Annotated in this window: 20 protein-coding genes; 9 read left to right on the top strand and 11 right to left on the bottom strand. The window is 58.9% G+C overall.

The features are described 5' to 3' along the window. Positions 1-13: 13 nt before the first annotated feature. Positions 14-685 carry a Bax inhibitor-1/YccA family protein gene (locus ACIOMO_RS04250; protein WP_053120677.1) on the top strand — a complete coding sequence of 224 codons (672 nt, stop codon included), beginning with the start codon at positions 14-16 and terminating at the stop codon, positions 683-685. A 69-nt stretch (positions 686-754) separates the two neighbouring features. Here the strand turns inward: ACIOMO_RS04250 and ACIOMO_RS04245 are convergent, their stop codons facing one another. Continuing rightward, positions 755-1,081, bottom strand: a complete 327-nt coding sequence (locus ACIOMO_RS04245; protein ID WP_212550682.1) for a YceK/YidQ family lipoprotein — start codon at positions 1,079-1,081, stop codon at positions 755-757. 58 nt (positions 1,082-1,139) lie between these two features. Continuing rightward, a complete protein-coding gene (locus ACIOMO_RS04240) occupies positions 1,140-1,577 on the bottom strand; it encodes an Lrp/AsnC family transcriptional regulator (protein ID WP_053120674.1) in 438 nt (145 codons plus the stop codon). 138 nt (positions 1,578-1,715) lie between these two features. On the opposite strand from ACIOMO_RS04240, the gene ACIOMO_RS04235 reads away from it, so the two are divergent. After that, the gene (locus tag ACIOMO_RS04235) at positions 1,716-2,615 is read left to right on the top strand and encodes a DMT family transporter (protein WP_401238371.1); all 900 of its coding nucleotides are present in this window, start codon (positions 1,716-1,718) and stop codon (positions 2,613-2,615) included. On the opposite strand, the gene ACIOMO_RS04230 is transcribed toward ACIOMO_RS04235, so the two are convergent. From ACIOMO_RS04230 to ACIOMO_RS04210, 5 genes are all read right to left on the bottom strand, one after another. Further along, positions 2,612-4,510, bottom strand: a complete 1,899-nt coding sequence (locus ACIOMO_RS04230; protein WP_401238368.1) for an acyltransferase family protein — start codon at positions 4,508-4,510, stop codon at positions 2,612-2,614. The two genes, ACIOMO_RS04235 and ACIOMO_RS04230, sit on opposite strands and share 4 nt — an antisense overlap. An 81-nt stretch (positions 4,511-4,591) precedes the next feature. Next, the gene (locus ACIOMO_RS04225) at positions 4,592-5,641 is read right to left on the bottom strand and encodes an FUSC family protein (RefSeq protein ID WP_212550769.1); all 1,050 of its coding nucleotides are present in this window, start codon (positions 5,639-5,641) and stop codon (positions 4,592-4,594) included. 52 nt (positions 5,642-5,693) lie between these two features. Further along, on the bottom strand, positions 5,694-6,653 hold the full coding sequence (locus tag ACIOMO_RS04220; RefSeq protein WP_053120670.1) for an HlyD family secretion protein: 960 nt from the start codon (positions 6,651-6,653) through the stop codon (positions 5,694-5,696). A 2-nt stretch (positions 6,654-6,655) separates the two neighbouring features. Continuing rightward, positions 6,656-7,003, bottom strand: a complete 348-nt coding sequence (locus ACIOMO_RS04215) for a DUF3302 domain-containing protein (RefSeq protein WP_053120668.1) — start codon at positions 7,001-7,003, stop codon at positions 6,656-6,658. A gap of 102 nt (positions 7,004-7,105) precedes the next feature. Next, positions 7,106-8,731, bottom strand: coding sequence for an NADP-dependent glyceraldehyde-3-phosphate dehydrogenase (locus ACIOMO_RS04210; protein ID WP_401238364.1), 1,626 nt, complete (start codon positions 8,729-8,731; stop codon positions 7,106-7,108). Positions 8,732-9,137: 406 nt separating this feature from the next. On the opposite strand from ACIOMO_RS04210, the gene ACIOMO_RS04205 reads away from it, so the two are divergent. The 5 genes from ACIOMO_RS04205 (at position 9,138) to ACIOMO_RS04185 (ending at position 13,514) form a co-directional block, all read left to right on the top strand. Beyond that, the gene (locus ACIOMO_RS04205) at positions 9,138-9,494 is read left to right on the top strand and encodes a c-type cytochrome (RefSeq protein WP_401238361.1); all 357 of its coding nucleotides are present in this window, start codon (positions 9,138-9,140) and stop codon (positions 9,492-9,494) included. A 76-nt stretch (positions 9,495-9,570) separates the two neighbouring features. Further along, complete coding sequence (locus tag ACIOMO_RS04200; RefSeq protein WP_401239428.1) at positions 9,571-10,899, top strand: D-arabinono-1,4-lactone oxidase; 1,329 nt, start codon at positions 9,571-9,573, stop codon at positions 10,897-10,899. Positions 10,900-10,973: 74 nt separating this feature from the next. Further along, positions 10,974-12,182, top strand: coding sequence for a DSD1 family PLP-dependent enzyme (locus ACIOMO_RS04195; RefSeq protein WP_401239426.1), 1,209 nt, complete (start codon positions 10,974-10,976; stop codon positions 12,180-12,182). A 185-nt stretch (positions 12,183-12,367) separates the two neighbouring features. Next, the gene (locus ACIOMO_RS04190; protein WP_401239423.1) at positions 12,368-12,832 is read left to right on the top strand and encodes a YbjN domain-containing protein; all 465 of its coding nucleotides are present in this window, start codon (positions 12,368-12,370) and stop codon (positions 12,830-12,832) included. A gap of 172 nt (positions 12,833-13,004) precedes the next feature. Beyond that, positions 13,005-13,514, top strand: coding sequence for a GNAT family N-acetyltransferase (locus ACIOMO_RS04185; protein WP_401238358.1), 510 nt, complete (start codon positions 13,005-13,007; stop codon positions 13,512-13,514). Between the two features lies 1 nt (position 13,515). Here the strand turns inward: ACIOMO_RS04185 and ACIOMO_RS04180 are convergent, their stop codons facing one another. Further along, entirely contained in the window at positions 13,516-14,208 is a 693-nt protein-coding gene (locus ACIOMO_RS04180) for an aspartate/glutamate racemase family protein (protein WP_401238355.1), read from the bottom strand. Positions 14,209-14,407: 199 nt separating this feature from the next. Here ACIOMO_RS04180 and ACIOMO_RS04175 point away from each other — a divergent pair, with 199 nt between their 5' ends. Beyond that, positions 14,408-14,899: a hypothetical protein gene (locus ACIOMO_RS04175; RefSeq protein WP_053120651.1), complete on the top strand. Its 492-nt coding sequence runs from the start codon at positions 14,408-14,410 to the stop codon at positions 14,897-14,899. 110 nt (positions 14,900-15,009) lie between these two features. Here the strand turns inward: ACIOMO_RS04175 and ACIOMO_RS04170 are convergent, their stop codons facing one another. Both ACIOMO_RS04170 and ccoN read right to left on the bottom strand, forming a co-directional pair. Then, entirely contained in the window at positions 15,010-15,231 is a 222-nt protein-coding gene (locus ACIOMO_RS04170) for a cbb3-type cytochrome c oxidase subunit 3 (RefSeq protein ID WP_401238351.1), read from the bottom strand. A gap of 15 nt (positions 15,232-15,246) precedes the next feature. After that, positions 15,247-16,674 (bottom strand): cytochrome-c oxidase, cbb3-type subunit I, encoded by a 1,428-nt coding sequence (gene ccoN / locus ACIOMO_RS04165; RefSeq protein WP_401238348.1) that lies wholly within the window; start codon positions 16,672-16,674, stop codon positions 15,247-15,249. A gap of 521 nt (positions 16,675-17,195) precedes the next feature. Here ccoN and ACIOMO_RS04160 point away from each other — a divergent pair. Next, positions 17,196-18,170: a hypothetical protein gene (locus ACIOMO_RS04160; RefSeq protein WP_401238345.1), complete on the top strand. Its 975-nt coding sequence runs from the start codon at positions 17,196-17,198 to the stop codon at positions 18,168-18,170. Between the two features lie 119 nt (positions 18,171-18,289). Here ACIOMO_RS04160 and ACIOMO_RS04155 read toward each other — a convergent pair whose 3' ends face one another. Beyond that, positions 18,290-20,659 (bottom strand): tetratricopeptide repeat protein, encoded by a 2,370-nt coding sequence (locus ACIOMO_RS04155; RefSeq protein WP_401238342.1) that lies wholly within the window; start codon positions 20,657-20,659, stop codon positions 18,290-18,292. Positions 20,660-20,814: the final 155 nt, after the last annotated feature.

The raw sequence follows: 20,814 nt of genomic DNA, 5'->3' as shown, positions 1-20,814 counted from the left end.
CAGGAGTGTCGCCATGCGCGAACAGGATTACGCAGTTAATAACGGCGTGCAGGCTGAGCAGCTAGAGGTTAGCCGCGTCCTGCGCAACACTTACGGCCTACTGGCTCTGACCCTCGCATTCAGCGGCGTGATGGCTTTCGTTGCGCAGCAGATGCGCGTTGGCTACCCGAACATTTTCGTGGTGCTGATCGGCTTTTACGGGCTGTTCTTCCTCACTAACAAACTCCGCGACTCCGCTTGGGGCCTGGTGTCGGCTTTTGCCTTGACCGGTTTCATGGGTTTCCTGCTCGGCCCGATCCTCAACCGTTACCTGGGCATGCAGGGCGGCGCTGAAGTGGTCAGCTCGGCATTCGCCATGACTGCACTGGTCTTCGGAGGTCTGTCGGCTTATGTGCTGATCACCCGTAAAGACATGAGCTTCCTCGGTGGCTTCATCACCGCTGGTTTCTTCGTCCTGCTGGGCGCAACGCTGGCTAGCTTCTTCTTCCAGATCAGCGGCCTGCAACTGGCGATCAGCGCAGGTTTCGTGCTGTTCTCGTCGGTCTGCATTCTGTTCCAGACCAGCGCCATCATCCATGGCGGCGAGCGTAACTACATCATGGCGACCATCAGCCTGTATGTATCGATCTACAACCTGTTCATCAGCTTGTTGCAGATCTTCGGCATCATGAGCCGCGACGACTGATCGCTCTCGTTAGAAAACGAAAAACCCGCCTCGGCGGGTTTTTTGTTGTCTGCAGGAAAGCTTACGGGATTAATTAATAATGATGCTGCCGTCTGTGTGCTGTTTATAGATGGTGTAAGGCAGCAACAGCGTATCGAGGACGCCGGATGCTGCTGCATCGATCAGCACGCCGGGGTTGGCATTGTTGTAGTCGAAGGTGTCGACACCGTCTTTCACTTCCGCATGCATCAGGCAGAAGTCGTAGGTCACGCCGCTGTAGATTCGGGGCACGGCGCCGCAGTAGGTTTTTTCGTCCTTGAGGCTCTTGGCCGCGGCTTGATCGCTGCGCACGACCGTTTGCACCGTCCCGCAACCACTGAGCATCACCGCTGCAATCAACATGACCTGAGTTTTCATTACCGCCAATCCTTCGCCGGGAAAAACTCAATCTACGCCGAACGTGCTGAAAAAGCACTCACGCCATCGGCGGTAGACGGCGCTTGACCGGGGTCTTCTTGACGATCGCGGTGTTGGTTTCTGCCAGCGTATTGAGGCGGTCGAGGAGGGTGTCCAGTTGTTCCATCGAGCGCACATGCAGGCGGGCGATAAAGCAGTCTTCGCCCGTCACCTTGTCGCATTCGGTGAATTCGGGGATCGACATGATCTGCCGCTCGACTTCCTGCAACTGCCCCGGCAACGGCCGCACGCGGACGATGGCTTGCAGTTGATAGCCGAAGCATTTCGGATCGATCTCGACGGTGTAGCCCTTGAGTACGCCGCGTTCTTCCAGACGCTTCAAGCGCTCGGCCACGCTGGGTGACGACAATCCGCTGATCTGTGCCAATGCCTTGAGTGAGCGGCGCGAGTCTTCCATCAATGCGCTAATCAGAATCTGGTCGATATCGTCTGTCATGTATCTACTCCCGGATTAGGCGATTTCAGATAATCACCCGCGATAAAAAAGGCAGATCCGCAGTTTAGCCTGTCTTTTGCTCTGGAGAGAGCCCCTGTCCGCTAGGCATACTTTTGTCACAAAGACAGGAGATAAATGATGGACACAACAACCCGCCGCGGCTCATTTGAAATGACCGCCGCCATGCTGATATCAGGAACCATCGGCTGGTTCGTGTTGGTCTCCGGGCAACCGGTGCTGGACGTGGTGTTCTGGCGCTGCGTGTTCGGCGCTGGCACCTTGTTGCTGATTTGCGCTGCGTTCGGCTTTCTGCGCCCGGGCATCCTCACTCGCACCACATTCTTGCTGGCGGTGCTCAGCGGTGTGGCGATTGTTGGCAACTGGCTGCTGTTGTTCGCCTCGTATTCGAAAGCCTCAATTGCCATCGGCACGGCGGTGTACAACGTGCAGCCATTCATGTTGGTGGGGTTGGCGGCGCTGTTTCTCGGCGAAAAAATCACCCTGCAGAAACTGTTCTGGCTGGCGATTTCATTTATGGGGATGCTGGCGATTGTCAGCGCCCACGGTACGCAGGGCGAGAGCGGAAACGATTACCTGATGGGCATTGCCCTGGCGCTGGGCGCGGCGTTTCTCTATGCGATCGCCGCACTGATCATCAAGCGTTTGACCGGCACACCGCCGCATCTGATCGCGCTGATCCAGGTCTGCACCGGCGTACTCTTGCTCGCACCGTTCGCGCATTTCTCCGCGCTGCCGCAAGCGCCGAGTGCGTGGGCCAGTCTGATCACGCTGGGCATCGTCCACACCGGTCTGATGTACGTGCTGCTCTACGGCGCGATCCAGAAACTGCCGACCGCACTGACCGGTGCGCTGTCCTTCATCTATCCGATTGCGGCGATTTTCGTCGACTGGTTTGCCTTCGGTCATCGACTGCAACCGCTGCAATGGCTGGGCGTGGCGGCGATTCTGCTGGCGGCAGCGGGCATGCAACAGGGCTGGGGTTTCAAGTCCAGAGTCGGTGTCGCTGCACGGCCTTAAATGGCTTTGACTAAATCTTTGAACGCGCCTTTCAACAGCTGATTGCCGGCATCGATCAGATGATTGTCATCAAAGTACAGCGGCTCGCCATTCAGCGAGCCCATGCAATTGCCATCGGGACACAGCAATGGCGTCGGGTCGATCACTGTTGCGTTGCACTGTTTGGCAGCGGCTTCGATGGTGAAATTGGCGATCCTGTTGCGTTTTTGATAGTCGACCAAAGGCACTGAGATATCGGCGGTCTGCTGGAAAATCCGCTGATTGAGGTTCAGGCCTTTATAAACGCTGAAGGGCATTTCCGGGATCGGCCGGACGATATACATCGGATGGTTTTGCGCGATCTCACACACGGTTTTGCTGTACTCGGCCACGTATTCGTCGATGAAGGCCGATTCACCTTTGGGGCTGTCAGGGAAGTGAATGCGATAGCTGTTGCCCCGGCCGGGATCGGAGTACAGCGCGGCCCGACTGAACAGCACCACCGGAACGCCCTTGTATGAATCCTTCAAGATCTGCAGCTTTTCATGGTTGAAGGCTTGGCACTTGGCTTGAAGATCCTTGTCGTGCATTTCGAAGTTCTGCAGTTGAGGACAGCCACCGCGTGACCACGATAGCGCGGCGTGCGGATTGTTTATCTGCACCGCAGCGGCGGTCGATTCGGCATGACTGTCGCCGAACAAAATCACTGAAACGTCCCCGGTGCCCAGCTTGCAGTCCGCGGCGTCGTAGGCGTTGGGGTAGCACGCTTTTGGGTAGAGTTTGCTGGCGTATTGCGGTTGTCCGAGGTCGACGAATGCAAACCGCGCGGCGGGATACTTCTTCACTAGCGACGAGGTCACCGACGCCACGGCAATGACCGCCACCGTCAGCGCGGCAAACTTGAACAGCGTGCGCGGCGGCGTGGTGATCTTGCGGGTTTTCGATTCCACGTATTGGAAGGACAGCGCACCGAGAACGAACGACAGAACAATGCCGCCCAGCACATGCGGCCGACTGCTGAGCAAACCGCACAGATACAGCAGCACCACCAACGGCCAGTGCCAGAGGTAAACGGAGTAGGAAATGCTCCCGGTAAATTGCAGCGCCTTGTTGCGGCTGAACAGCGAATGCGTGTTGCCGTAAATCACCAGCATCGTCCCCAGCACCGGCAGCAGCGCCAGATAACCTGGCCAGAGATCGTTTTCGGAAAAGCCCAGAACGCTGATCAAAATGGCGATCAAGCCAAACGCTTCGCTGAGCAAGCCATTACGCTGGCTGAGCCGCAGCGGAAACAGAAAGACCAGTCCGCCGGCAATCATTTCCCACGCGCGGGTGGGCAGCATATAGAAGGCAAAGGTCGGATTTTTCTCGGTCACCACTACCGATGCGGCGAATGAAATCACCGCCAGTGCGAGCAGCGCATAGCGGGTCTTTTGCGAACCGAAGAATTGGTACAGCCCCATGACCAGCACGGGGTAGAGCATGTAGAACTGCCATTCGACTGAGAGCGACCACGTGTGCAGCAGCCAGTTCTCGTGCAGCGGTGCGTCGAAGTAGTTGCCGTCCTTGGCGAACAGGAAATTCGAGCTGAACAGCAGGCTGCTTTTGATCGTGCGGATCGATTCGCGGAAGTCATCTAGCGGCAAATACACGTAACCGAAAATCAATAGCGCCACGCACAGCGTCGCCAGCGCCGGAATAATCCGCCGGGCTCTGGAGGCGTAGAAGCCGAGCAGGGAAAACTTTTGTTGTTGCAGGCCGCTGAAGATGATTCCGGTCATGAGGAAACCGGAGATCACGAAAAACACGTCGACCCCGGCAAAGCCGCCATCGAAACCGAGGACGTTGAAGTGAAAGAGCACCACCGACAAAACGGCGAGTGCCCTCAAAGCATTGATGTTTTCCCTGAACTGCATGTGCGCATCCATTCACGTACTTTGCGATGGCGCATTGTAGTGATCATGTCTGCGTTGTTACACGGGAAAATTCGCCGCGCGTCAGATGTTCCAGCGCGGCGCGGTTTTCGCCAGCCGCTGACGCATGTCGCCGATGTTCGCGGCGAGCTGTCGGGTCAATAAGCGATAACCGTCCAGCGCGCTGTAAACCGGTTCGTCCAGGCCGGCGTCCGGCAACTCCACAGGTCGATCGAGACGTTGGCTTGCGCCGGTTTTCAACGCCCGCGCCATGCCGATCAATTGCACCCGAATCTGCCGGTGTTCAGCCTTCAGCGCTGATTGCAGATGCGCCATGGCCTCGGGGTCGTTAGCGTCCGGGCGGGTGTTGCCGAGGATTTCCAGGGTGCTGATGCACATGCGCAGGTTGCGCTGGATCGCATCCAGCTCAGTCATGGATATCTTCACTTCCTTGGACACCGACGGCATCAGCGAGCGCAGTTGCACCATCACCGTGCCCAAACGGCCCATCAGTTTCAGATGCTCATCGGCGCTGACCGGTTGGCCGCTGATGATCCGTCCATACACCGTGGCGCAATCGCGCAACGCATCAGCGAGGTTGTAGCGCCACGAGTACACGGCGTACAGCGGCAGCGCGAAGGAAAAGGCCAGGGCGAGGGCGATGCCGATCAGAATATCGACGCCGCGCCACAAGCCGTCGGTGATCGGGTTGTCACCATGCCCGGCGACGATAAACACCGTGATCGCTGAGAGCAGAGCGGTGTAACCCCCCTTGCCGATGGCGTGATACGAGAAGAATCCGCAGACCACCGCCATCGCAAAATACGTCAGCCACGGCATGCCGAGCCACGCCTGTTGCGCCACGAGAACCAAGCCTACGGCGGCGCCGATCAACGTGCCGGTGGCGCGTTCGGCGGCTTTTTTGCCGATGTTGCCGTGGTGCTGCAAGCCGCCAATTACCACCAGCATGGTCACCGAAGCCCACTCGCCGTGGGGCAGATTGATGCCGGTGGTCAGCAGAATCGTCGCCAGCAACCCGAGGGCAACACGCACGGCGTGGATCAGTCGGGCGTGGCGGTAGCGCCGGTATGGATCGAGCAACGGTCGCAGGATTCGGCGCAATAGCGGTGGCAGTCGATGGGTGCTGTGAGTACTCAGTGCGAACCTCTCGTCAGTGTTTTTCAGATCAATGGAAAGGGAAAATGTAATTCATCCAGGCCGCCATGCGCAGGAGAATTTTGCGCATCGCGCCGATGTGATGAAAGTGCTGACTGTACAGCGCGGCCTGACCGTAAGCGCCGCCGGGCATCTGTTTGGCGTACTGGGCGTAGTCCGGATCGGTGATCTCAATGATCACCGGCACTCGCCCGGCCGGCGGTGAACCGGTGTAGCCGATCAACGTGCCGGACGGTTGAATCTGCCCCTCGGCAATCACGCCGATGACGCTTTTCACCCGACCTTCGAAGACCTTGCCGGGAATGCCGTCGAAGGCGACTTCTGCCTCGTCGCCGACGGTCAGACGCAGCAGGCTGTTCTGACGCATCCACGCAGCAAAATACTGGCCTTCTTCGGGGATAAATACCATGGACGGGCGCAGCGGCAACTTGCTCGCCATCATCCCCGGGCGTAATGAAACGTGGGTGACGAAACCTTTGCTCGGCGCGCGAACGGTGGTGTTGTCCAGCTCGAACTGGGCGTTGTCGAGTTGCGCCTGCAGGTCATCGGTGCGTGAGATGGCGGCATCCAGTTCGCGCTGAGTGCCGAAGTTACGGCGGATCAATTCGGTGATGCGATAGCGATCACCCTTGGCAGCGACCAGTTGCGCCTTCAGCGATTTCACCCGGTTTTCAAACGGCGTCGGATCGATGCGAAACAGCACATCGCCTTTTTCCAGCGGCTCGTTGCCGTGCACCGGTACTTCGATCACCTGGCCGCTGACGATGGGAATCACTGGCACAGAAACGAAGTAGGAACGCGCCACCTCGGAGTAGGGGTGGTTGTAGTTCATGGTGAAAATCAGCGCACCGATGATCAGAATTCCGCCCAACACGGCGGTGGGCACCGTCCATTTATTCAGCGGGATGCGGAAGATCTTGAACAGCGCGACACAGAATGCGGCGTACGTGAGGATGAGCAGCAGATCCATGCTCAGTTCCCCTCTTTATCAGAGCGCGGTGACTGCGCTTCAAGCCGCTCAATGCGACCTTGCAGCTCTATGACTTGCTGTTCCAGCCGCAGCACATGGTTCTGCACCGGTTTGCCGTCGCCGAAACCCCAACCGCGATCCTCGCGATACGCCATCGCCCAGATCCACAGAAACGGCCACAGCGCATGCAGGGTGAACAGGCTGACCCAGCCGGTGGCATGAATCGCATCCTGATGCGGGTGATTGCGGTGAACGGCAATTTCGTACGGAATGTCATGCAGCACGATGATCCCGTAGAACAGCACGAGACCGACAAACACCAACAGACCCAACGCGACGTAATCAAGCATGTCCAGCTCCCGGCATCCAGTGCAGCGCTGGAATCAGTGTAGACACTGAAATGCCGGGGGCTTTGTGGATTTAGACGAGAAGCTGATGACTTCCCAATCCGCTTAGAAGATGTAGTCCGTGGTCAGGAAACTCGAATCGCGGCCACGAATGATTTCGCTGATCAGATCCTTGTTGCTGTCCTGGAACTTGGTCGCCACCAGTGTGCGGATCGAGAACACCCGCAGTGCGTCGTGCACCGACAACGTCCCTTCAGCGGAGTTTTTGCGCCCGTTGAACGGATAAGTGTCCGGGCCACGCTGACATTGCGCGTTGAGGTTGATCCGCCCGACCTGATTGGCAAAGGTGTCGACCAGTCGGCCGACCGCCACCGGGTTGGTGCCGAAGATGCTCAACTGCTGGCCGAAATCCGACTCCAGCACGTAATCGATCACCGTATCGAGGTGACGGTACGGCACGATCGGCACCACCGGGCCGAACTGCTCTTCCTGATAAACGCGCATCTGCGGGTTCACCGGGTACAGCACCGCCGGGTAGAAGAACGACTCGCGGGATTCGCCGCCATTGGGGTTGACCACTTGCGCGCCTTTGCTCTGCGCGTCGGCCACCAGACCGTGCAGATAATCGACCTTGCCTGCCTCCGGCAACGGCGTCAGCGACACACCGCTGTCCCACGGCATGCCCGGTTTCAGCGTGGCCAGTTTGGCGTTGAATTTTTCGATAAAGCTGTCGACCACGTCTTCATGGACGAAGAGGATTTTCAGTGCGGTGCAGCGCTGGCCGTTGAACGACAGCGAGCCGGTGACGGCTTCGCTGACCGCATTGTCCAGATCGACCTCCGGCAAGACGATGCCCGGGTTCTTCGCGTCCAGACCCAGGGCGGCGCGCAAACGGTGTGGTTTCGGGTGCAGTTTTTTCAGGTCGCTGGCGGCTTTGTTGGTGCCGATGAAGGCGAAAATATCGATCTTGCCGCTGGCCATCAGCGCGCTGACAGTTTCGCGGCCACTGCCGTAGATCACGTTGATCACGCCGGTCGGGAAGCTGTCGCGGAAGGCTTCAAGCAGAGGGCGGATCAGCAGAACGCCGAGCTTGGCCGGTTTGAACACCACGGTGTTGCCCATGATCAGCGCCGGGATCAGCGTGGTGAAGGTCTCGTTCAGCGGATAGTTGTAAGGGCCCATGCACAGCGCGACGCCGAGTGGTACGCGGCGGATCTGGCCGAGGGTGTCCTGTTCCAGCTCGAAACGGCTGGAGCGGCGGTCGAGTTCCTTGAGCGCGTTGATGGTGTCGACGATGTAATCCCAGGTGCGGTCGAACTCTTTTTCCGAATCCTTGAGGTTCTTGCCGATTTCCCACATCAGCAGTTTCACCACGGCGTCGCGCTGTTGGCGCATGCGCCCGAGGAAGGCTTCGACATGCTGAATGCGTTCGGCGACGCGCATGGTCGGCCACAGGCCCTGGCCACGATCGTAGGCACGCACGGCGGCGTCGAGGGCGGTGAGGGCGGTGTCGGCATCAAGCAACGGCGTGCTGCCGAGGATGACTTGCTCGTCGCCATTGTCACCGTGCAGATACACCGGGCTGCGCACCGTGGCGAGCGGGCCGTCCCAGCGGCGCAACTGGCCGTCGACCAGATATTCGCGTTGCTCGACCTGACCGTCGAGGCGATATTTTTCCGGGATGTCGCTGACAGAAGGGAACAGATTGCCAAGGATGTTTGCTGTGCTCATGTCGCTACCCCGCGTACGAATTTGAAAGTCTGTAACGGTTATACGCCTGAATGCCGCGAAATTTAAACCCGCAAATGTCACCCGAATGTCACCCAAACCCCCAGAACAGAAGGGGTGGCCCCATAGCCCCCCTGTAGGAGCTGCCGAAGGCTGCGATCTTTTGATCTGATTGTTCCCGTGCTCTGCATGGGAATGCCTCAAGGGACGCTTTGCGTTCCAATCGGACGCAGAGCGTCCGGGGCTGCATTCCCACGCAGAGCGTAGAAACGATCATCAACAGGGGAATATGTCGGATTCGGCTGGCCCCGTTTGCCCCCCTCACTGTCCCGCAATGCCCTCAACCCGCTGGCTCGCCTGCCTTAAGGTGTGATCACAACAATAAGCGATGCCACCCTTGAGGATCGTCATGCGGGCAATTCCCATCACATTACTGCTGACTTTATCCGTGGCGCTGTTTGGCTGCGGCGAAGACCCCAAACCTCCGGCAGCCACCGCCAGCAACGCCATGCCCAAAGACCCGGCACTGGCGCAGATCTACGCCAACAGTTGCCAGCTCTGCCACGCCAATCCCGCCGCCAACGCGCCACTCACCGGCGACCGCAAAGCCTGGGAACCGCGCATCCAGCAAGGCGCAGACACGCTGCTCGACCACGCCATCAACGGCTACAACGGTATGCCGCCGATGGGGCAGTGCGTCGAGTGCAGCGAAGAACAATTTCTGCAATTGATCGGCTTCATGGCCGACCAGCCACTCCCACAATAAGGTGCCCGGCATGACGATGGATCTGACACGGCGCCAGTTATTGCAACGGGCAAGCATCATCGGCGCGTTCAGCGCGTTGGCGAGCAATCCGGCTCTGGGCCAATTGATGCGCGCGCCACGGCTGATTCCGTGGCGCAACTGGTCGGGCGGGCAGAGTTGCCTGCCGGCGGCGCGCCTTGCGCCGAAGAATCTCGACGAACTGACAAGTGTGATCAAACAGGCCCAAGGCAAGATCCGCCCGGTCGGTTCGGCGCATTCCTTCAGCGCTCTGGTGCCCACCGACGGCACGCTGCTGTCGCTGAGCTACTTCAACGGCCTGCTTGATCACGACGCGAAAACCCTGCAAGCCGAATTCGCCGCCGGCACACCAATGTCGCGCATGGGCGTACCGTTGAAAGACATCGGCCAGGCCCTGCAAAACATGGCCGACATCGATTACCAGACCCTCGCCGGCGCGATCTCTACCTCGACCCACGGCACCGGCAAAAACTTTCAGTCCTACTCGGCCCACGTTTGCGGCATGCAACTGGTGACCGCCAGTGGCGAGGTGCTCGACTGCGACAGTCAGCACAATTCTGAGGTATTCAATGCTGCGCGGGTCTCCCTCGGCGCCCTCGGCGTGGCGACCAAAATTCGTCTGCAAAACCGCCCGGCTTATCGCCTGCGCGAACGCCAATGGATCGCCAAGACCGAAGAGCTGCTGGAAGACATCGACAAGAACACCAGCGAAAACCAACACTGGGAAATGCTCGTCGTCACCCACTCCGACTACGCCTTGTCCATCGCCCTCAACGAAACCGACGAGCCGGCCACGCCGCCCATCCCGCCGGAAGAAGAGGGCGGCAACGAGTTCGTCACTCTGATCGAAAAGATCGACAAATATGGCAGCGACTTCCCCGACCTGCGCCGCACCATGCTCAACAGCCTGCGCCATTTGGCGAGTTTCGATGATCGCATCGGCGACTCGTTCGACATCTACGCCAACGTGCGCACCGTGCGCTTCAACGAGATGGAATATTCGGTGCCCGCCGAACACGGCCCGGCCTGTCTGCGCGAGATTCTCAAGCTGATTCAGGACAAGGATCTGCGCACCTGGTTTCCCATCGAGTACCGCTACGTCAAAGCCGACGACATTCCGTTGAGCATGTTCGAGGTTCGCGACAGCTGTTCGATCTCGGTGCACCAGCATTACCAGATGGATCATCACAATTTCTTTGCGGCGGTCGAACCGATTTTCTGGAAGTACAACGGCCGCCCGCACTGGGGCAAATTGCACACGCTCAACGCGAAAAACCTGCAACCGCTGTACCCGCGCTGGCGCGAGTTTGTCGACGTGCGCCAGGCGCTGGATCCTAGCGGGCGATTCTTGAACGCGCATTTGTCATCGATTCTGGGGGTGAGCTGATGGCGGTTAATCGACGTAACTTCCTGCTCGGTACATTGGGCGTCGGCGCCTTGCTGGTCGGGGTTGGCGCGTGGTTGCGGCCGGGCGATCGCGGCGGGCCGTACAGTGATTATTTTCGTGCGCTCAATCGCGAGTTGAAAGATAAAGGCCCGATGCGGCCGGTGCTGCTGATCGATCTGGATCGACTCGATCACAACATCGATGTGGTCATGCAGTCGGTGAAGCGCGGCGGCAAACATTTGCGGCTGGTCGAGAAATCACTGCCGTCGCCGGAGCTGCTGAGCTACATCGCGCAACGCGCAGCGACACAGCGTTTAATGTCGTTTCATCAGCCGTTTCTCAATCACGATGCGGTGACGTTTCCGCAGTCGGATATTTTGCTCGGCAAGCCGTTGCCGGTACGTTCAGCCGAGTTGTTTTACCAAACCCACAAAGGCCCGTTTGATCCGTCGAAGCAGTTGCAATGGCTGCTCGACGGCCCCGAACGATTGCAGCAATACCTGCAACTCGCGCAGGGCTTGGGCACGCGGATGCGCATCAACATCGAGCTGGATGTTGGCTTGCATCGTGGTGGGGTCAGCGATGTGAATGTGCTGGGGCAGATGCTCACCCTGATCAGCGCCAACCCGCAGCATCTGCAGTTTGCCGGGTTTATGGGCTACGACCCGTTCGTGGGCATGGGCGTGCCGGGGATACTCGGTTCGCCCGAGGAATTGTTCGCCAAGGTCATGGTGATTTATCAGCGTTGCGTTGACTTTACCCGTCAGCAGTTTCCCGGTTTGTGGCACGACGGACTGTGCCTGAACACCGCCGGCAGCCCGAGTTATCGCATGCATGAAAACGAGAAGCTGAGCACTGAAGTGTCGGTGGGCACGGCGATGCTCAAGCCGACGCATTACGATTTGCCGTCGCTGACCGAGCATGTACCCGCGACCTATATCGCCACGCCGGTGTTGAAAAGCACCGGCGCGGTGAACATCCCGGCGCTGGACGACAAGTCGCGGCTGTTTTCTTGGTGGGACGCCAACCAGCGCGAGACCTTTTTCATCTACGGCGGCAACTGGATGGCCGAATTCGAATCGCCGCAGGGTTTGCAGAGCAACACGGTGTACGGGCGCAGCTCGAATCAGGAAATGGTCAACGGCTCCAGCGCTGTCGGCCTGAATATCGAAGATCAAGTCTTCCTGCGCCCGACCCAGACTGAAGCCGTGCTGCTGCAATTTGGCGACCTGCTGGCGGTACGCGGCGGCAAAATCGTCGACACCTGGCCGGTCTATTCCTGAAGCAAAAGATCGCAGCCTTCGGCAGCTCCTACATTGGGCGGTATTCCCCTGTAGGAGCTGCCGAAGGCTGCGATCTTTTGATTTTGATTCTCCATGCCAACCCGGCAGAACGGTCTACGCTTGAAAACGCCATGACCGAATCAGCCCAAGCATGGCGTCTCAATCTGAAGAACAAGGAAGATCCAATGACTCAATTGATCACCCAGGTGTCCCCGCAATCCTTGACCGACGTGCTGCAAGCCGCCGGTTATCGCGTCAACCAGTCCGAACAGAACGGCATCGTCCAGCTACTCAGCGCCAGCCAGGGCATTGGCTACGCCGTGCGTTTCGGCAATCCGGCAGCGGAGCAGGGCAGCTACGTCGACTTCACCTTCAGTTGCGCATTGCGCGTGCAAGGTGAGCTGCCGGCCGGCGTCGCGGAACGCTGGAACGCCACTCGGCGTTTTGCGCGGTTGTCGTTGCAGGGCGAATTTCTGGTGATGGAAATGGACGTGGTGGTCGGCGCCGGGGTCAGCAACGATCACCTGCGCGGCAACCTCGAATTGTGGGATCGCCTGTTGCAGGAGTTCATCGTCTATCTGCGCGATTTCAGCCAGACCGCGCAAGCCACCCCGGCAACCGTCGCCGAAGAAGAAGTCGCCCTGACCTAACACAATCCCCCTGTAGGAGCTGCCGAAGGCTGCGATCTTTTGATCCTGGTTTTTAAGATCAAGATCAAGAGATCGCAGCCTTCGGCAGCTCCTACACGGGTTTGTCTGTGGCGGATGAGGGCGTTGTCGGTTTAGAGTGGACGGCCACATAGAGATCACGGACGGATCTGCCATGCCTGACGACATCCATATCGTACGCTCCAGCGAATCCCACATTGAGGGCATCACTGCGCTCTACAACGACCCGGCCGTGGCGCGGCAGGTGTTGCAGATGCCGTTTCAATCCACCGAAGTCTGGCGGCAGCGGTTGCAGGCGGAAAATGATCGGGCGGTGAAGCTGGTGGCGCTGCATGAGGGCGTGGTGATCGGCAATCTCGGGCTGGAAGCGTTTTCGCGGATTCGCCGGGCGCATGCCGGCAGTTTCGGCATGGCCGTTGCGGTGGCGTGGCAGGGCAAAGGTGTTGGGTCGAAACTATTGACGGCGGCACTGGACGTCGCCGATAACTGGATGAACCTGCACCGCGTCGAGCTTTCGGTGTATGCCGATAACGAAGCGGCGATCAGCCTCTACCGCAAGTTCGGGTTCGAGGATGAAGGGCTGTTCCGCGATTACGCGGTGCGTGACGGGCAATGGGTCGACACCCTGAGCATGGCCCGTCTGCGACGCAGCACTAAAACCTGACTCAGTCGCCCAGTGCGAACGCCACCGCCGACTGTGCATGCAGTTCGGTGGTGTCCAGCAGGGGCAGGGCGCTGTGTTCGGGTTTGATCAACATGCCGATTTCGGTGCAGCCGAGGATGATTGCCTGAGCGCCGCGTGCGGTCAGGGATTCAATGACTTTTTGGTAGGTCTGCCGCGAGGCTTCGCTGATCACGCCGACACACAGTTCGTCGTAGATGATCCGGTGCACGTCCTTGCGTTCGGCTTCGTCCGGCACCAGAACCTTCAAACCCTGAGCGATCAGGCGCTGCTTGAGGAAATCCTGTTCCATGGTGAACGCTGTGCCGAGCAGGCCAACGGTGCGTGCGTCGATTGCGATCGCAGCCTGGGCTGCCGGTTCGGCGATGTGCAAAAACGGAATGGTGATAGCTGCCTGAATCTGCTCGGCGACCTTGTGCATGGTGTTGGTACACAGCACCACGCATTGCGCGCCGCCCGCTTCGAGCCTGCGCGCTGCGTCCACCAGAATCGCCGCCGCATCGTCCCAGCTCCCGGCGTGCTGGGCTTGTTCGACCGGGCCGAAGTCGACGCTGTACATCAGTATTTGCGCCGAACGCAGTGGCCCGAGCCGGTCGCGAACCTGTTGGTTGATGAGTCGATAATATTCGGCGCTGGACTCCCAGCTCATACCGCCGATCAAGCCGATGGTGCGCATTGAAATTCCTCGATCAATGATCTGTGTTTTCCCCGAGTGTCCTTTTCTTCAAGGCCTGATGCCAGCAGCAATTGACTGTACCGCTGATCTTTCACGCAAGTGTCACGGTGTGTTGCAAAACCGCAGGCGATTTACCGTACACCGGGGCTTCGATCTGCCACTATCGAACATCGCAGGGTCCTTTCCGAGGCAAACAGCAATGAGCGACGTACAGCAACTGGGCGAGATGCTTCGTCATTACGCCGAAAGCGAAGCGCACAAAAAGCAACTGTTCGAAACGCAGTCGCAGGTCTGGGCGAGCCGCATCGAAGGGCTGTTCGGCGATATTCAGCGATGGCTGGAGCCGGTGCAGGCGCCGAATCTGCTGGAAGTGAGCCGCGAGGCGTACGTTGCGTTCGGCCCGAGTACGCCGGTCGAGACCTCGACGTTCAAGACCGAGAAGCTGAGCATCGTGATTGCCGGCAAACCGGTGGAGTTCGTGCCGGATGTGATGGGCAGCGCCGGGCAGATTTCGCTGGCGGTGATGGGGCTGACGGCGGCGCGTTACGGCAGTATTTCGTTGGTGGGGCTGCCGGGCGGCGAGTGGCAGTGGCGCAAGACCAATGGTTTGAAGGATCCGGATACGTTTGTGTTTGATGCGAATTTTTTGGCGTTGCAGTTGCAGAGCCTTATCCCCCGCGAACGCGGCTGATCGCACGCGCTTTTGTAGGAGCTGCCGAAGGCTGCGATCTGTTGATCTTGCTTCTAAAAATCCAAAGTCAAAAGATCGCAGCCTTCGGCAGCTCCTACAGGGGCCGGGATTTACATATCGAGGTTGATCCAACCCGATTTCACCACCTCCGGCGCCACCGCTTTCACGCTTTTCCCGGTAGCCAGCTCAACCCGCCGCGCCACCTCCGGATCATCAGCAAACGGCACCATACTCGCCTCATCCAGACTCTCCGCCGTCTCCCGCCGCAAGCAGTACTCCACCGCCAGCCACAAAAACACCACGCCCAGCCCATCAAAAAACACCTCGATCATGACGGCCTCCCAGCCTCAGGCAATCTGCGCTTCACGCTGAGCCAGTGCCACATCAGCCACACGCACCGTACGCCAGACGTTGTAAGCCATCAGCAACATCCCGCTAAGAAAAAACACCCCGCCGGCAAAACGCACGATGAACCCAGGGTGACTGGCCTGCAGCGCTTCGACAAACGAGTACGTCAGCGTGCCGTCCTCGTTGATCGCCCGCCACATCAGTCCCTGGGTAATGCCGTTGACCCACATCGAGGCGATGTACAACACCGTGCCAATCGTCGCCAGCCAGAAGTGCAGGTTGATCAACGGCGTGCTGTACATCTGCTCGCGGCCGAAGACTTTCGGCACCATGTGGTAGGTCGCGCCGAAGGTGATCATCGCCACCCAGCCCAACGCCCCGGCGTGAACGTGGCCGATGGTCCAGTCGGTGTAGTGGGAGAGGGCGTTGACGGTTTTGATCGCCATCATCGGCCCTTCAAACGTCGACATGCCATAGAACGCCAGCGACAGCACGAGAAAGCGCAGAATCGGGTCGGTGCGCAATTTATGCCAGGCGCCGGAGAGCGTCATCATGCCGTTGATCATCCCGCCCCAGCTCGGCGCGAGCAGGATCAGCGACATGGCCATGCCCAATGACTGCGCCCAGTCCGGCAGCGCGGTGTAGTGCAAGTGGTGCGGGCCGGCCCAGATGTAGAGGGTGATCAATGCCCAGAAATGCACGATCGACAGCCGATACGAATACACCGGTCGATTGACCTGTTTCGGCACGAAGTAATACATCATCCCGAGGAAACCGGTGGTGAGGAAAAAACCCACCGCGTTGTGCCCGTACCACCACTGCACCATCGCGTCGGTGGCCCCGGAATACACCGGATACGACTTGAACCAGTCGACCGGAATCGACAGGTGATTGACCACGTGCAGCATCGCAATCACCAAAATGAACGCGCCGAAGAACCAGTTGCCGACGTAGATGTGTTTGGTCTTGCGCTGCACCACGGTGGTGAAGAACACCACGGCGTAGGCGACCCAGACCACGGCCATCCACACCGCGCCGGAAAATTCTATTTCGGCGTATTCCTTGGTGGTGGTGTAGCCCAGCGGCAGGGTGATCAGCATGATCATGATCACCGATTGCCAGCCCCAGAAAGTGAACGCTGCGAGGGTGTCCGAATACAGCCTCACCTGGCAGGTGCGCTGTACCGCGTAGTAACTGGCGGCGAATTGCGCGCTGCCGGCGAAGCCGAAAATCACCAGGCTGGTGTGCAACGGTCGCAAGCGGCCGAAGGTGGTCCACGGCAAGTCCAGATTCATGTCCGGCCATACCAATTGAGAGGCGATCCATACCCCCATCGCCATCCCCACGACTCCCCAGAAAATAGTCGCAATGACGAATTGGCGGACGACCTTGTAGTTATAAGCCTGTCCGATTATTGCTGTGCTCATGGTCAGTTCATCCACGGTTGCAAAGTCTTGCCAGGCCACCCGGTCTGACATGGGCTGCACTGTAGGAACACCGTGGAAAACAAAACAGGCTCAGGAATTGTTGATTTGTGCGGATCAGATTTTGGCTTTTCCTGCGGCTATCTGACGCGGTCTGATATGGTTTTTTGTACCTTCGCCGAGCCTGTTTCCCGCTGCACCGACACTGTCAGGAGAACTCCGTTGTGGCGAGGGGATTTATCCCCGCTCGGCTGCGCAGCAGTCGCAAGCCCGTTGCATGCGGTATGTCTGATGTACCGGGTCGGCAGGTTTTGGGGCTGCTTCGCAACCCATCGTGGATAAATCCCCTCGCCACAATGGGCCAGTGTGGCAGCAGAAGTATTGCGGCCATTGGATGTGGGGGAAACCCTTACGGGCCTCTGCCATCGGGGATATTTCCTTGGGTCGATGATGGCATTTTGTTAAAGTCCCGCCCGCCAGCGGGATTCGGCTGGACGATGGAATCGATGAAGGGAGTCGGGTTTGTGAGTGTGGGCAAAAAGATTTTGGGTCTCACAGCGGTGCTGTTGATGCTGACGCTGTGGGCCAGTTACTTCTATGTGTTCAAGGAAAACCGCAACGGCCAGCTCGGCGGTGTCGGCGAAAGTACCGCGTGGTGCGGCACGCCACCGTCCACGCAAGCAGCGTTGCTGGGCAAGGATCAACTGACCTTGCGCGTCACCAATAATCTGCGCGGCGAGTTCATGGTCGGCGGCTCATTGGTGGTGTCCGAGCGCACGTTCAATCGCTATGACCTCGGTCGCAATGAACTTCGCCTGCGACTGGAACCGCTGCAGTGGACCTTCGGCGCCACGCCGATTTTCCTTGAGCAAGTCAAGGTTCAGCCGCTCAGTCGCAACCTCGCCTCCTCCAACAAAAGCGCTTACGCCGAACTGGAACCTCGTCCGATCGGCGTTCAGGGCCAGGTCGCCGCGTTCCCGTTCGACACCTATCGCTACGGCTACAAACCGGTGCTCTATTACCTCAAGGGCAGCGAGCGCATCGACCTGCGTTTCAGGAACATCACCACGCTGATGGAAATGTCCAACACCTTCACGCCAATTCAGAAGTACAACCGCGTCGACTACATCAACGAGAAAAACTCGCTGATCCGCGACGAGGATTACAAGGCTTACGGGGCGCACGAATGTGCCTTTAGCGTTGAGCGTAAAGACTCGTTCAAAGTCGTGGTGTTGTTGATGTTGCTGGTGCTGTGCCTGCCGCTGATGCTGGTGTTTTATCGCGACGAACCGGGGATCGACTTTCTTGCCACGCTGGTAGGGATTGCCGTGGTGCGGGTGGTGCTGGTCGGGCCGGTGCAGGACTTTCAGTTGTACAACATCGACTTTATGTTTGGTGCGGCGATATTGCTGGTGGGCACGGTGTCGCTGATCAAGGCGATGCGGGCGAGTAGTCGGCGGGAGATGGCGTTGAGGAGTGGTGAGAGCTCATCCTGGTAACCCCCTTTTTTTGATGCCCCCCTGTAGGAGCTGCCGAAGGCTGCGATCTTTTGATCTTAAAAACCAAGATCAAAAGATCGCAGCCTTCGGCAGCTCCTACAAGGAGAATCACAAGCCAGTTATTTCAACGCCGGATCCCCCATATTCATCTTCTTCCACCCCTGCAACAACACCTGCGCCTTGGGCTCCTGGCCGCTGTCGAGGTAGTACTGGATCAGCGACAGCCGCGCATTACGGTTCGCCGGTTGCACTTTGAGCAGGCCTTCAAGAATCGCGCAAGCCTCATCAACCTTGCCGCCCTCGTGCAACGCCACCGCCAGCACATAACCGTACTGGGCATTCTGCGGCTCCAGTTGCGCAGCTTTGTGCAGCGCAACCATCGCTTCAGTCGTCTTGCCGGCGCGGATCAATGACAAGCCCCGAGTGTGCTGCAACAGCGCGGCGTCCGGGTGTTCCTTGATGCTGTCGTCGAGCAGTGTCTGCGCTTCCTGACTGCGGCCGCTGGCCTCCAGCCATTGCACCAGTGTCACCAGCGCCGGGTAGAAGTCCGGATCACGTTTGAGCGCATCTCGCAGCAACGCTTCAACTTCCGAACTGCGCCCACTGGCCTGATAGAGCATGGCCAGATTGAGGTTCGCTTCGGCGCGTTCCAGCAGACTCTTCTGCACCGCCTCGTACTCGCCAATCGCGGCTTCCCAGTTGGCTTGCGCCGCACCGAGACCGCTGCTGCGGGCGACGCTGAGCAAATCCCGCGCGACCACAATGCGTACCGCTTTCACAGGATCGCTTAATAGCGGCGACAACAACGGTGCACGTTCAGGCGGAGGCAGAAACGCACTGATTGCCCGCGCTGCGCTTTCACGCACCTGCGGCTCTGGATTTTTCAGATCCTGCGTGGCCAGTTTCAACGCCTGTTCGCTTGGATACAGCGGCAGTTCCGCCAGCAGGGTGGCGCGCTGGATTGCCGGCAGATTGCTGCGTTGCAGTTGCGTAAACAGCGCGTCGGCGGCGCCCGGTTGACCATTGCGGATCAGCCACAGGCTTTCGTCATAACGCGGTGCTTGCGGCGCGGTGGAAGCGCTCCACAGCTTGAACTGCGCGGTGACTTTATCGCCAGCCTTGCCTTGATGGCAGGTCAGACACGCGTCCGGCGTGCCGAGCTTCTGCGCGCGTTCCGGGTTGGGAATGCTGAAGCTGTGGTCGTGGCGGAAGTCGTTGCCCATGTAGAACTTGCCGGGCATGTGGCAATCCACGCACTGCGAACCCGGTTGGCCCATGGTGTGGCGCGTGTGTTCGATGGAGTCGTAATTCTTCGCTTGCAGGCCTTTGCCGTCGACCCCTTCAACCGAGGTTTTGCCGGCGGTGTTGTGGCATTGCAGGCACACCGCGTTGCCCGGCGCTTTCAGTTCGTTGCTGTGCGGGTTGTGGCAATTGCTGCAACGCACACCTTTGTCGAACATTTTGCTTTGCAGGAACGAGCCGTGTTCGAACACCTCGTCCTTGATCTTGCCGTCCAGCGCATACAGCTCGCGGGTGAGGGTGCTCGGCAGGTAATCGTCCATCAGGCGTTTGCCGACGGTATAGCCATCGCCCAGCGGCGCACGACGCGCATGGCAGCGGGCGCAGGTTTCGATCTCGACCGTGGCGCTCTTGTCCTTGAGGTCGACGTCGAAACCTTGATGGATCAGGTCGCCCTTTTTCTGCGTCCATTCCAGGTGATTGGAGGCCGGGCCATGGCAGGCCTGACAACCGACGCCGAGGCTGTTCCACTGACTGTTAAAGGTATTGCTGGCGGCATCGAAGTTGCGCTTGAAACCGGTGGTGTGGCACTCGACGCACATGAAGTTGGCGTTCTGGCTCGGCTTGCTCCAATGCAGCGGATTCTTGAAGTTCACGCCTTGGCCGGGATAGAGATGAAACCAGCGGTTTTTCTGGGTATCCCAGGCCACGCCAATCGCCTGCAATCGGCCTTCACCAACCTCGATCAGGTACTGCTGCAGCGGCGCGATGCCGAAGGTGTAGGCCACTTTGAAATCGGCGTTCTTGCCGTCGATGCCCGGCGTATTGACCCAGAACTCGTCGCCCTTGCGGGTGAACTTCGTGGTCTCTTTTTCAGCCTTGAACGTGACGTTATTGAAGTCACCGAGCATGGTCTCGGCGTTCGCCGGTTGCATCGCCAATTGGTGGTGCGAGCCTTGCCAGTCTTTGACTTGCTCGGTGTGGCAGCCTTGGCATTGTTGCTCGTCGACCATGCTCGCCGGTTTCAGTGCGACCGCTTGCGGCTTGGGCGCGGCAGGCGCGGGCGTCGGCGCACTGATCGGGGGCACCGTGAGCGGTGCGGTAACGGGCGCAGGGCTGAACAGAAACCAGCCGATCCCCGCCACGGCCGCCAGCAGCACGCCGATGGAGACAGGGAACAGGTAACGAGAAAGTGAAGATTGAGACGAATCAGGGTCAGGTTGTACCGCTTTATTTTTATGCTTGGGCATTACGACTTCCGTGGTCCAGGTGCATTTACCGTCTGGTGTGCATTCAAGCTCGGTGCAGCTTTGCCGGATGGCCGGCGTCTGTCAAATGACCATTGTGATCGGGCGCGCAGCCTTGTGTGAATTTTCTGCTTTTACATCGCAAAAGTTGAGGTTTT

The sequence above is a fragment of the Pseudomonas sp. NPDC087804 genome (assembly GCF_044742965.1).
In the GTDB taxonomy this organism is placed as follows: domain Bacteria; phylum Pseudomonadota; class Gammaproteobacteria; order Pseudomonadales; family Pseudomonadaceae; genus Aquipseudomonas; species Aquipseudomonas rustica.
Note: the sequence above shows the minus strand (reverse complement) of the source record. Positions and strands in the feature narration are given on the sequence as shown.